A 13186-nucleotide genomic window follows, 5' to 3' on the forward strand; every position below is an offset into this window, starting at 1 on the left:
ATTTTTGCTTTTGGCTTAAGTTGTCACGGAATCGGCTTAAATTGTCACAGAATCCGCTGAAAACGCCCTCAAGCCGGCCCAAGTTCACAAATTTTCCGCTTAAGTTCACAATTACTCCTCCCTTATCCCATACCTGCCAGGCGGACCACGCATTTCATTACATACCCCGGCTTTAATGAGTGAATAAATAGTCTCGTATTCTATAATAAGTTAGGTTAAAAGAACGAAATTTCTGTCATTTTGTTGAATGGTGACTGGAAAAATTTTATAATGGGCTATGATATTAAATTAAATTAATTTACTAAGGATGGTGATTATAGTGTAAGCACTTAAAAGAAGAATAGTCAAGGTGATTAAAAACTATTAATCGAAAGGAGAAAGCAAATGTACAAAAAACTGATTGGTTTTGTTACGTTGGTTTCTCTTCTCTGTCTCAGCTCACACATGATGTCAACCTCCGCAGAAGAAAAAAGCACTCCGGAATGGAATAACAATCCGGAAACCGTTGAAGTAAACCGGGAGCCGGCACATGCAACATTGATGCCGTATAAAGATGTTAAATCAGCTTTAAAGGGTGATCCAACAAATTCAAATTATTATAAGTCTTTAAATGGAAAATGGAGATTCAAATGGTCCAAAAATCCAGCTGAAAGGCCCAAAAACTTTTATAAGGCGGATTATAATGCAACAAACTGGGATAAAATTAAGGTTCCAAGCAACTGGCAAGTAAAGGGGTACGGTCACCCCATTTATTTAAATGCCCGTCACCCATGGATTGGTTATGAGCGATTACAGGCACCTATGGCCCCTACGAAATACAACCCGGTTGGCTCTTATCGGACCAAGTTTACAGTACCTGGTAATTGGAAAAAGCGGAAAACCTTTATTTCTTTCCAGGGAGTAAAATCCGCATTCTATTTGTGGATCAATGGGGAAAAAGTAGGCTACAGTGAGGGAAGTTTTACACCAGCGGAATTTGATATCTCAAAATACCTGAAGAATGGAACAAATACGTTGGCTGTGGAAGTTTATCAATGGTCAGACGGAAGTTGGCTTGAGAATCAGGATATGGTTGACTTAAGCGGTATATTCCGCGATGTATATCTTTTTTCGATGCCTGAAATTCACATGCAGGATTTCAAAGTTACAACTGATTTGGATAAAGAATACAAGGATGCAACGTTGAACGTTAATGTAGATGTGTCAAACTATGGAAAAAATAATCCAAAAACGCATTATATCGAGGCAATGCTCTATAATGAGAAAGAAGAAAAAATTTTGAAACAGCCAATTAAAATGGATGTATCGTTCAATGGTGAAAAAGAGGTAAGCATTGAAAAAGAACGATTCGTGGAAAATCCATTAAAATGGTCTGCGGAGCATCCGAACCTTTATACACTCGTACTCCGTTTAAAGGATTCATCGGGGGATACCATTGAAATCGAAAGCACAAAGGTTGGTTTCCGTGAATTTGAAATGAAAAATAATATAATGCATATCAATGGAAAGCCGATTACATTTAAAGGTGTTAACCGTCATGAGATGAGTCCTTACACAGGCCAGACCCTCACAAAAGAACGAATGATTGAAGAAATTAAAATGATGAAGAAGTTTAATATTAACGCAGTACGAACATCTCATTATCCTAATGATCCACTATGGTATAAACTAACGGATAAGTATGGGTTATATGTAATTGACGAAACTAATCTTGAGTCACATCGTTCAGCAGGGGAACTGCCTAAGAGTGACCCCCAATGGCTGCCATCTGCAATGGACAGATTAAAAAGGATGGTCGAAAGGGACAAGAACCACCCATCTGTCCTCATCTGGTCCCTGGGAAATGAAGCTGGCGAAGGAGACACGTTTAGAAAAATGTCTGATTGGGTTCATGAAAATGATCCGACAAGAATTGTACACTACCCTGGAATGGGCCATGGTCCTGTCCCGGAAGATATGTCAGATATTGCAACAGATATGTACCCAAAAGTTGAACTTGTTGAAGCTTATGCAAAATCAGATGCCAACAGACCTTATATAATGTCGGAATATGCACATGCAATGGGGAACAGTGTTGGAAACCTGTATCAATACTGGGAAGTGGTTGATAAATATCCGAAGATCCAAGGCGGCTTTATTTGGGATTGGGTAGACCAGTCAATATGGTGGCCAACACCTGATGGATATGAAGAAGATGGATTCTTCTCTTATGGTGGTGACTGGAAGAAAGGCTACCCAAACAGTGACAATTTCCTGGCAGACGGGCTGGTTTATCCTGATTTATCCGTACAGCCGGAACTATGGGAAGTTAAAAAAGTATACCAGAACATTGAAATTGACTCTATTAATCTTAAAAAAGGAAAGGTCAAGATTAAAAATGAGCATCTTTTTACAAATGTAAATGCGTTCAATGTTTCATGGGAACTAATGGCAGATGATAAAGTTGTACAAAAAGGACAGTTGAAGAACTTGGATATTGCACCGTTAACCAGTAAGGAGATTGCTGTTCCTTTTGAAAAGCCTCAACTTAAATCTGGAGTAGAATACTGGCTGAACTTCAGCTTTACACTCAAAGAAGACAAATTATGGGCAAACAAGGGCCATGAGATAGCCTCCGAGCAATTTAAAGTACCGTTTGAGACACCTGAAATACCGGTAAAAAATTTAACTGAAATGGCAGATTTGAATGTAGATCAATCAGATAACTCGATTAAAATAACCAGTGAAAACTTTGAAGTGATTTTTGATAAGAAAACAGGTACCCTTTCATCCTATAAGTTTGATGGAACTCAACTCATCAAAAACGGTCCAGTTCCAAATTTCTGGAGGGCACCTACGGACAATGATAATGGTAACGGAATGCCAGATCGAACCGGTACTTGGCGGGATGCCGGAACGAATCGTGACATTAATGGGGTGACAGTTGAGAAAATCGGCAATAAAGCAGTTCGGATAAGTGTTGATAACACACTGCCAACAACAAATACATCGCAGTATAATGTTTCTTATGTTGTTTTCGGAAGTGGCGATATTGTCGTGAACAATACACTGAAACCCGGCGAGCACCTGCCTGAAATTCCAAAAGTCGGAACAACGCTTATGTTGCCGAAAGAATTCAATAACATCTCCTGGTATGGTAAAGGTCCGCAAAACAATTATTGGGATCGTAAAACCGGGTATGATGTAGGTGTATATGAAGGTACTGTGGAAGAACAATTCGTTCCGCAAGTTGAAACCCAGGAAACAGGAAATAAAACCGAAGTCCGTTGGGTTACAATGACAAACGAGCAGGGTAATGGATTGATGGCAATCGGTTTGCCGCTGCTGAATGTCAGTGCACTGCCATATACAGAATCTGATCTGGAAAATGCTGACCATCCATATGAATTAAAGGAAAGAGATGCTATTGTGTTGGATCTGGACTATAAACAAATGGGACTTGGCGGAGATGACAGCTGGGGTGCAAGAACACATCCGGAATTCACGCTGCATGCTGATAAGACATACTCTTACAGTTACAGATTACGTCCAATTACCCATCAAATGTCATCACCAATGGAGTTAAGCAATCAGAGGGTAACGACTGATTTGGTGAAAAATATTACAATTGACGGTGAATCTTTAGAAAGCTTCAATACAGAAGTAACCGACTACACCAAAACCTATTTGAAAGGAACCATTGATGAGGTGCCTGAAGTGGAAGTCACACCAATAAGTGAAGATGTAACGGTTGAAATAACACCGGCAGAGGAACTTCCGGGTAAAACAGTCATTGAAGTCACTTCAGATGATGGACTTTTGACTGCCACCTATGAAATTAACTTTGAAATCGTGGACGAGCTGTATTTAAGTGATACCGAATGGAAAAGCGCTACAGTCGGCTGGCGAACCATTCAGATGAACAGATCCATCGAGGGGAATCCAATACGGCTATGGGATGGAAGTAAAACAGTTACCTTTGATAAAGGTATAGGAACACATGCCCATTCTGAGATAGTCTATGATCTGGAAGGAAAAGGCTATACACATTTTCAATCATACGTTGGTATAGATCAGGAAATCCACAATGGGTCCATTTCATTTGAAGTGTGGCTGGACGGTGAACTTGCCTTTAACAGCGGTGTTATGCATAACAATACACCAATGAAAAAAGTCGACCTTAACATTGAGGATAAAAAGACAATGAAACTGGTTGTAACTGAAGCGGGCGATGGCAACGCTGAGGATCACGGAAACTGGGCCGGCGCTAAATTTACAGCTGAATAAAGAACAAGAACTCCGATTCCCATTTGAGAATCGGAGTTCTTTTTTGAAAAAACCTGACATCGGACTGTTCCAGTTCTATCGGCGAAATTCTATCAATCAGGTCTATCAGGAATTTTCACCTTCCTATCAGCAAAAACCAGGTTCTATCAGGATTTTCTACCATTATATCAGGAATTTATCCTTTAACCGATCCCGCCAGCAGCCCGCGTACAAAATACTTCCCTAGTATGATATAAACGAGCAGTGTCGGCAGTGCTGCAACAAGCGCACCGGCCATCTGCACATTCCACTGGACAATCTGACTGCCGGACAAATTCTGCAGCGCAACCATTACCGGTTGATTCTCATTCGTTGTAACGGTTACGGCAAAAAGGAATTCATTCCAAATGTTCGTAAACTGCCAGATTGCCACAACGACAAATCCTGTTATCGACAACGGGATCATTATATGCCGGAACACACCAAGAAAACTTGCTCCGTCAATTTTTGCTGCTTCAATCATCTGATCCGGAATACTCGCATAAAAATTCCGGAACATCAGTGTTGTGATTGGCAGGCCGTACACAACATGTACCAGCACGAGCCCTGCAATCGTGTCATACAGTCCAATTGTCCGCAAAAACTGAATCAACGGAATCAAAATACTTTGATACGGGATAAACATGCCGAATAAAATAATCGTAAATATTGTTTCGGAGCCTTTAAACTTCCACTTGGATAATACGTATCCATTCATCGCACCGAATAACGCTGACAACAGTGTCGCCGGGATGACCAGGTAAATACTGTTCATAAAATTAGGCGCCAGTTCCATAATCGCCTGCCCGTATGAATTGAAATTAATGGACGTCGGCAAAGCCCACATTTGCTCCAGTGAAACCTCATCAAGCGGTTTTAGGCTTGTTACGATAATGACATAAACAGGCATCAGAAATAATACTGCAAACACAACCAATACCAAATACTTTATCACTTTCCCAATCGGAAATGCTGCCATTACTGACCACCCCTTCTGCTGTTCCACAAATATGGAATGATGAATACTGCCACCAGAAGCAGCATGATAATTGCAATCGCAGCACCATTTGCATAATAATGCCCCTTAAATGTTGTCTCAAACATGTATACTGCTGGTACATCGGTGACAAAGTTTGCACCGGACCCTGTCATGGCGTATATCAAGTCAAAAATTTTCAATGAAATGTGCGCCATAATAATAATGACGCTAACCGTAATCGGCATCAGCATTGGAATGACAACTTTCCAGTAAATCTGGAACTCACTCGCACCATCAATACGTGCCGCTTCACGCAGTTCATCCGGTATGCCCCGCAAACCTGCCAGATACATCGCAAGTGAAAAGCCGGTCATCTGCCAGACAGCTGCAATTACAACTGCGATAATTGCAACCGGTATCCCGAACTCAATACTCCCCCACTCAAAGCCAGCTAGAATATTCGTATCTGTATACCATTTCGGCGTAATGCCAAAAAACTTCAGAAACTGATTAAATCCGGTTGACGGGTTCAGCAGCCATTGCCATACAACCCCCGTCACAATGAAAGACAGTGCCATCGGAAACAAGAAAATATTGCGGAAAAATGATTCACCTTTTAACTTCTGATCAATCAATATCCCGAGTCCAAGTCCCATTACAATTACCAAACCAATGAAAAAGATTGTGAAAAATACGGTATTCCGTAAATCAGCCTGGAAACGAAAGTCCTGGAATAAAAAGAGATAGTTTTTCAGGCCGGCGAAAGAAAAGTCAGGTGTCAGCGTGTTCCAGTTACTGACAGAAACGTATCCGGTCCATCCGATAAACCCGTATACGAAAATGAGAATAAGGATAATTGACGGCATCAGAAATGCGACCGCTGTCCAGTGGTCCTTCGTGAGTTTCTTTCGATTCTTTCGCTTACCTACTGCTTCACTCACCATACATCCCCCTTTCGAAGAGGTTTTTATTTTATCTAAAAAAACGAAGAGGCTGCCCCCAATTCCAGGCAGCCTCAGGGATCATACATTTACATTTCAGAAGATGCAGCTTTTAATGCTTTAATAAAGTTATCAACATCACGCTGTGTTACAAAAATATTTACTGCCTGATTAGCTTTGGTCAGAAAACCTGCAGCTGCCGCAGATCCGTGCGCCAGACTTGGTACCAATCGTGCGTCTTTAAAGTCTTTCATTGCTTCTTTTCCATATGCGTCATATTTTGATTTGTCAGCATCCGTACGTGCCGGAATCGAACCTTTAAGCGGATTGAAAATATCCTGTGCTTTTGTGGACCCAAGGAACGTCAGGAACTTCTTCACGTCTTTCGGATTGGAAATCCCTTTCGGCAAGCCGAATGTATCGGTAATAACCGCAAATTCACCTTTTGTTCCAGGAAATTCGAAATAGCCAAAGTCTTTATTTGTTTTCATATTCAAATCGTTGACAAAATAACCTTTTGCCCAGTCACCCATATTCAGCATTGCCGCTTCCCCGTCAGCAACAAGCTGTGCGGAATCCTGCCAGTTGCGGGCGGAATGGTCTTCATTCACATAATCAAGGATTTTTCCAAACTTTTCTGCTGCCTTGACGACACGTTCATCGTCCCAAGCAATTTCACCTTCAAATAACTTCTTGTAATCGTCGGGACCGAGCACGCTCAACAGGGTATTTTCAAAAATTTGCGTTGCCGGCCAGGAGTTTTTGTCTCCCAATGCCATTGGAGTAATCCCCGCTTTTTTCAATTTATCAGCCGCAGCAAGGAATTCATCCAACGTCTTCGGCACATCAATATGATGTTGTTCAAAAACTTTCTTATTGTAGAAAATCACATTTCCTCGGTGAATATTTACCGGAACCGAATAAATTTTCCCATCTTTACTTACAAGATCAATCAGTTCTTCCGGAAACTTATTTTTCCAGCCATTCTTTTCATACAAATCGTTCAGTGACTCCATTTTTCCGGCTGCCACCCAGCCTTCATTTAATTCATCCCCGCCGTGAACCTGGAATGTGGACGGTGGATCGTCACCCTGCATCCGGGTAGCAAGAACCGCCTTCGCGTTTGTACCGGCACCACCGGCAACCGCAGCATTCTTCACTTTAATGTCCGGATATTTCTTCTCAAAGGCATCAATTAAAGCAAGCAGGCCATCTTCTTCCCCTGCCCCTGTCCACCAGCTGAAAATTTCAACGGTGTTCGATTTTTCTCCGCTGTCTGAACCCGAACTTCCTTTTGCATCGTCCGATCCACCGCTGCATGCAGCAAGAACCAGTACGATAGCAGTAAAAAGTACAATACCATATAATTTCCTCAAAACATCTGCCCCCTTATTGAATGATAACGTTTTCAAACCCTATTATATAATTTTCTGAAGACAGACTTGTGCTTCAATTTCTGTATTTTTTTATGATTTTCTGCATTATTTTAAGATTTGCTGCTGAAATTTTTTCGGAGACATGTGGAAATGCTTTTTAAATACCCTGCTGAAGTAATTCGGATCCTTATACCCGAGCATGTAGCATATTTCCTTAAGGGTATATTCATTTTCCATCAGCAACTGTTTCGCCTCATTCATTCGCTTCTCTGTTACATATTCAACAAACGTACAGCCAAATTCCTTCTTGAACACATTGGAAAAATAATTCGGGCTTAGTTCTGCATGGGCCGCCATATCCTCCAATGTAATGCCATCCCTATAATGTTTCTCAATATAGTCCTTTACCCTTTCAATCAGTTTTTTGGATTGATAGAATTCCTGATATTTCAAACAGCACAACGAAATAAACTGCTGCCACGCCTCGTCGGTATGCAATTCTGAAATCGACTGCCCAGGTAATGTCAGATGTTGTTCTTCCAGCATCTGCTTCACATTAAAATAAAGCCTCTCATATGCTTCAGTTGAAATAAATGCTTTGTTGTTCACAAAAAACCGGACCGCTTCCTGTTCATTGCCCCTTTCCATTTCAGCAAGCAATTTCTTGATGATATCCGCTCCGGCTTCTTTTTCTTCCGTAACATCCGGAAAGCCATATTTTCGCTTGTTTTGCCTGGTCAGCTGATAAACTGCGGTAAGTGCTTCATGATACGACTTGGGCAGATTTTCCAATGTGCTATAGGGATAACCAAGACCCAGAAAACAGGCGTCACCAAATTCCAAATGTATCTTGCGTGCCTGAACCAACACAGTTGATTTGTCCAATTTTGTGTCCCCCAACACACAGCACAAAGCCTTGCTGTCCGTGGAATTCACAATAAACGGCTGGTCCAGGTGCATGCCGAATTTCGCGCGCACCACCTCTTTTTCAAGAGCTGCATCCATCTGTATCACCAGGAAAAAACCGCTTTTAAAATCAGGGAAATATTCCTTCAACAGTTTATAATCTTCATCATTCAACGATTGCTGCATGACGTTGGCAAGCAAACGTTCCTCAATCAAACTCCTTTTCTCAGCCTTTTGTGCTGCTTCCAGTTCCATTTCCTTCTTCACCCGCAAAATAGATTCCACAATTTCCGTTTTCCTGCCTGGTTTTAATATGTATTCTTTCACGCCATAATGCATTGCCTGCTTTGCAAAATTAAACGAGTCATAAGCAGACACCAGAATGAACTTACTTTCCGGACGAACCTGCTGGATTTTTTCAATCGCTTCCAGTCCATTGATTCCAGGCATTTTAATATCCATAAAAATAATATCGGGGTCCATGTCCGCCGCTTGTTTGATTGCCTCTCTTCCATTCGCGGCCTCCGCAATTACACTTATTTCATTGAAATGATCCTCCAGAAACTTTCGCATTGCTTTCCGTTCCAGCAATTCATCTTCCGCAATCAGCACTCTCATTTGACACCTCCTTATCAACCGGCAGCAACAGCCGGATCACAGTTCCTTTTCCCGGTTCAGATTCCATCTCCATTACATGTTCTTTTTTGAAAAACAATTGCAGACGCCGGATGACATTCGTCAAACCAATTCCGGTTGAATGCCCGACATGTTCTTCCTGTTTGGTCAGGGAAATAATCTGTTTGATTTTTTCCTGTTCCATTCCGACACCATCATCCCTTATTTCAACCACTGCATTCCATTCATTCTGAAAAATTACCAGCGAAATCGTACCGCCTTCCTCTTTGCCTTCAATTCCGTGGATAAATGCATTTTCAACCAGTGGCTGCAGCGTCAATTGTGGTACTTCAATATCCAGACATTTCGCATCCACATCCAATTGAAACGTCACCCGCTCCGAAAACCTTACCTGCTGAATATGGAAATAGTCCTGCACTACCTTCACTTCATCGTTTAATGGAACACTGTGGTCCAACTCGCCAAGACTGTGCCGAAGTAATGCTGCCGCTGAATCAATCAGCCCGGAAGTAGCCTTGGCATCCTCCAGATAGGCCATTTTGGATATTGTATTTAACGTATTAAACAAAAAATGCGGATTCACCTGATTTTGGAGGTGCTTCAACTCCATTTCTTTTACGAGGCGATCAAGCTCTGACTGGTCTTGTATCTCCTCAAACAATTCATAAATATTCGTCCGCATCTGGTTAAAAGTATCACCAAGGAGCCGCAGTTCATCATTTGTCCGAATGTTCACCGGATCGCCCTTCAGCTCACCTTTAGAAACTTCCTCCGCTGCTGCTGAAAGCTTTTCAACCGGCCGTGTGATCCCTTTGGAAAACCATAGCGCGAAAAACACCGCCAGCAATATCGTTGTTAAAAACAAAAATAGGATAAACAGCAAAAAATGATGATTCCGCTGCTGCAAATCTTCATAAAAAGATTGATAGGCAGTCAATTCCAGCTTAATAATTTCCAATGTGGATGCCGCAATATAGTCCGATGCATTCCCCGATTCCTCCAAGTGATTGATGTATTGTTCCGTATCATCCCGAAGGACAAAGCCCATTGTCAGGTCTGTCTCATGAATATATGTATCAATCAGATTGATATAATTCTTCATCTCAATTGTATCAATATAATAGACAGATTCAGTAAGCTGGTGAACATTGTTTTCAAGTTCCGATTTAATATCAAAATATGCATCAGAATTCACAGCATTCGGTTCATTCACAAAAGCTTTTGTTGTGGAATACAGTTCCGAAGCGTTCTGTGAAATTTTATTCAATAGCAGGAACCGTTGAAAACTGTCATGATACGTATTGGTTAATTCATTGGAGCTGACAAAGATGGAGACTGCCGTTATTTGAAACAGGAAGACAAAAACAAAGAAATAGACGATTAATTTGCCGCGTATCGTTTTCATTTTTGCTCACCACGCGAACGTAAATCCCCTTTTTCAATCACTTTTGTTCCGGTATATTTTTCATTATCCAACAGATCATGTTCTTGCAGTTCAATTAGCACATTTACAGCCTTCGTTCCCATTCGCTCAGGATATTGCGCAACCGTAGCATTGATTTTCCCATCCCGGATTAACGCAAGTGTTTCCGGGATTAGATCAAAAGCAATAATGGTAAAATTTCGATCAGGGGCAATCTCCTGAATCCCATCCGTAATTCCAATTCCATCCAGCGCACTCATCCCCACAAAGGTATTAATCGATGGGAATTCTTTCAGCAGATCATACGCGGCCTGTGCAGCACCAATTGATGAAATGTTTGACTCCTTCATTGCGACAATATGTATGCGCGAATGCTCGTTAATAACTTCTTGAAATCCCTGCAGGCGCAGCTTCTGATTAATTGCATTAAATCTCCCCAGCACAACTCCGACATGTTGTTTCCCGCTTGTCTTTTTAATAAGCGCCTTCCCGGCAAGTTTGCCCGCCTGAAAATTGTCTGTCCCAACATATGCTTTCCGCTCACTTTCTGGAACGTCCGTATCCACGGTAATAATCGGGATTCCCCGCTCCACTCCTTTATGGACCAGATCCACAAATCGTTCCCCCTCAACCCCCTGTACGATGATGCCATCCACCTTGGCTGAAATCATCCGGTCCAGCAGTTTGAGCAGGTTATCATTATCAGCCCTTGTCGGTGCAAGGTACTCTAGGTAGATATCATGTTCCGCGGCAGCTTTTTTTGCACCCTTTTCAATCATCCGCCAGTACGCGTTATCCGCTTCCTCAGCGATTAAGGCAAAATGATATTGATAATCTTCCGAAGTCACTTTTTTCGTTTCAATAAAAAAAGTTTTATAGCCATAAATAATCATACCTATAAAACTTATACAAAAGATAACCCCGCACAATGTGTACAGAAACAATCTGGAATTGCTCATTTCCCCTCACCCCAAACCTGAACTGATTCTCTCTTTTTGCAAAATTCGTATATTCAGTTTATCATGAAATAATCTGCAAAGGGGAGAGTCTCTTGCGCGGGGGTTGAGGATGGATTTTTTTCATAGGTTTGGGTACCCGCCGCGCGATTTTGGTGGCCTTCCGGACTTGTGCTGCTTTCGCACAAGTTGCTCAAGTAAGTCTACCACTTGAGAGAGACTGCTTCACCAAGTTTAATAGATTCATAACATGCATCAATCACGCGCATGTTGTTGATTGTATTTTCCAGATCATGATACAGTTCCTTTTTCCCTTCCAATATCGCCTGTGATAAATGCTCCACTTCCATACGGTACTGGTCATTATTCAACGTTTCTGTTCTTTCTTCATTCGCTTTTTTAACAATAACCAATCCATCGCCGCCGTGGTTATCCGGACGATACGCCCGTGGAACAATAATTCTGCCTTTCGTTCCAACCACTTCATATTCAGACCGGAAAGTCATATTAAAGCTGGAATCAAACACGGCACGGACTCCATTTGAAAATTCCAGACACCCGACCGCATCCGTTTCGACATTATAAGCCGGATCCACTGTCCCCTGAACGGATACTTTTTCCGGTTCATCCCGAAGAATATTCCGTATGGAGTGTATCGCGTAGCAGCCGATATCGTAAATACTGCCGCCGCCTTTTTCACTGCTCATCCGGATATTGTTATCCTTCTCGGCAAGGTAAAAGGAAAAGGCAGCACGCATCAACTGAACATTGCCAATTTCACCGGAATCAATAATCTCCTTTACCCGCTCATGCTGCGGATGGAAATGATACATGAATGCCTCCATAAACAGAACACCATGTTCCTCACAAACCTTTTTCATCTCAAGCACATCGTCAGCATTGATGGATGCCGGTTTCTCACATAAAATATGCTTGCCTTTTTTGGCAGCTTCCATCACCCATTCTTTATGCAAATGGTTTGGAAGCGGGATATAGACCGCATCAATATTTGGATCCTCCAGCAATTTTTCATAACTGTCATATGTGTTTGGAATATTAAATTTCTCCGCAACCGCTTCAGCCTTCCTCACATCACTTCCACTCGCAATCGCCAGCACTTCAGCATGATCAGCCCTTGCAAAAGCAGGCAGCAGAGCTTTCTGCGCAATGCCTGCTGTACTCAAAACTCCCCAACGCACCCTCGTCATAAAATCTCCTCCAATTTTAAAATTATCATTCTCGCTATAATAGAAAAACCTATACAAGAAATTCTTGCATAGGTTTCACACGTAATCAACACTTTAAAACAAACCGACGCATTCCGACAAAATTCTTATGGAGCCTGTCGAATAAGCTTCGGATGAACCGTGGACTTTTTATAGACGCTGGTACAGGTCAATGAATTCTTTGGCGAGGTCTTTAAAGGTTGTTGCAGTCATTAGGTGATCTTGTGCGTGGACCAGCAATAATGATAGCTCTGTTTTTTCACCGCGTGCTTCTTTTTGTATTAAACCGGTCTGTTTTCCATGTGCTTCCAACAATTCCTGTTCAGCTTTTTCCAGTAAATCTCTTGCCTCTTCCATTTCATTTGCTTTTGCGTGCTGAATAGCTTCCATGGCATTGCTTTTTGCATCGCCGCTGTGCATAATAATTCCCATAATCACCTGTTCCATTTCCATCCTAGT

9 protein-coding genes are annotated in these 13186 nt (G+C 41.8%); 1 reads left to right on the top strand and 8 read right to left on the bottom strand.

Annotated features, from left to right (window positions below):
• Nucleotides 1-384 precede the first annotated feature (384 nt).
• A complete protein-coding gene (locus B1K71_RS15500) occupies nucleotides 385-4266 on the top strand; it encodes a glycoside hydrolase family 2 TIM barrel-domain containing protein (RefSeq protein WP_077328619.1) in 3882 nt (1293 codons plus the stop codon).
• A gap of 175 nt (nucleotides 4267-4441) precedes the next feature.
• Here B1K71_RS15500 and B1K71_RS15505 read toward each other — a convergent pair whose 3' ends face one another.
• From B1K71_RS15505 to B1K71_RS15540, 8 genes are all read right to left on the bottom strand, one after another.
• Nucleotides 4442-5263: a carbohydrate ABC transporter permease gene (locus B1K71_RS15505; protein ID WP_077328621.1), complete on the bottom strand. Its 822-nt coding sequence runs from the start codon at nucleotides 5261-5263 to the stop codon at nucleotides 4442-4444.
• Nucleotides 5263-6207 (bottom strand): carbohydrate ABC transporter permease, encoded by a 945-nt coding sequence (locus B1K71_RS15510; protein ID WP_077328623.1) that lies wholly within the window; start codon nucleotides 6205-6207, stop codon nucleotides 5263-5265. The genes B1K71_RS15505 and B1K71_RS15510 overlap by 1 nt, the downstream gene beginning before the upstream one ends.
• Nucleotides 6208-6293: 86 nt before the next feature.
• The gene (locus tag B1K71_RS15515; RefSeq protein ID WP_077328625.1) at nucleotides 6294-7580 is read right to left on the bottom strand and encodes an ABC transporter substrate-binding protein; all 1287 of its coding nucleotides are present in this window, start codon (nucleotides 7578-7580) and stop codon (nucleotides 6294-6296) included.
• Nucleotides 7581-7685: 105 nt separating this feature from the next.
• Nucleotides 7686-9104: a response regulator transcription factor gene (locus B1K71_RS15520; RefSeq protein WP_077328627.1), complete on the bottom strand. Its 1419-nt coding sequence runs from the start codon at nucleotides 9102-9104 to the stop codon at nucleotides 7686-7688.
• A complete protein-coding gene (locus B1K71_RS15525; RefSeq protein WP_077328629.1) occupies nucleotides 9079-10527 on the bottom strand; it encodes a sensor histidine kinase in 1449 nt (482 codons plus the stop codon). Before B1K71_RS15525 ends, B1K71_RS15520 begins: the two co-directional genes overlap by 26 nt.
• Nucleotides 10524-11504, bottom strand: a complete 981-nt coding sequence (locus B1K71_RS15530; RefSeq protein ID WP_077328631.1) for a sugar-binding protein — start codon at nucleotides 11502-11504, stop codon at nucleotides 10524-10526. The genes B1K71_RS15525 and B1K71_RS15530 overlap by 4 nt, the downstream gene beginning before the upstream one ends.
• A 200-nt stretch (nucleotides 11505-11704) precedes the next feature.
• A complete protein-coding gene (locus B1K71_RS15535; RefSeq protein WP_077328633.1) occupies nucleotides 11705-12709 on the bottom strand; it encodes a Gfo/Idh/MocA family protein in 1005 nt (334 codons plus the stop codon).
• Between the two features lie 168 nt (nucleotides 12710-12877).
• The gene (locus tag B1K71_RS15540; protein ID WP_077328635.1) at nucleotides 12878-13180 is read right to left on the bottom strand and encodes a PTS lactose/cellobiose transporter subunit IIA; all 303 of its coding nucleotides are present in this window, start codon (nucleotides 13178-13180) and stop codon (nucleotides 12878-12880) included.
• Nucleotides 13181-13186: the final 6 nt, after the last annotated feature.

This window comes from Virgibacillus siamensis, assembly GCF_900162695.1.
Lineage (GTDB): Bacteria > Bacillota > Bacilli > Bacillales > Amphibacillaceae > Lentibacillus > Lentibacillus siamensis_A.